At 31.9% G+C, this 317-nt stretch carries 1 protein-coding gene; it reads right to left on the bottom strand.

Annotation, left to right across the window (positions count from 1 at the left end):
- Nucleotides 1-299, bottom strand: a 299-nt coding sequence (locus tag FE392_RS22845) for a hypothetical protein (protein ID WP_319931970.1), incomplete at its 3' end; no start/stop codon positions are given.
- Nucleotides 300-317 lie beyond the last annotated feature (18 nt).

Raw genomic sequence — 317 nt, 5'->3', positions numbered from 1 at the left:
TTCGGTAACTCTTTTACTGGTGTTTCTACTAATCGTTCTAGATATGCTTCTTTATATTGTTCTGGTCGATACCCAATCCCCTTTATTAATTTTTGTCCTTCTTGTAATATAGGGGAAGATTTGTCCTTTTTCACTGAAAAAGCATACTGAATTTCTGTTATCGATGGATCTAGTTCTTCCACCATTTGTTCTAAACGATTCACAACTATTTCTGGATCTCTTTCAAACTCTTTTTCTACTTCTTTTGAAACAATTTTTTCTGGCCCTAATACATATATATTTGCTTTATCTTTTCTCATTTTTAATGCCTCTATTGT

The sequence above is a fragment of the Xenorhabdus santafensis genome, from assembly GCF_033949405.1.
Taxonomy (GTDB): Bacteria; Pseudomonadota; Gammaproteobacteria; order Enterobacterales; family Enterobacteriaceae; genus Xenorhabdus; species Xenorhabdus santafensis.
Note: the sequence above shows the minus strand (reverse complement) of the source record. Positions and strands in the feature narration are given on the sequence as shown.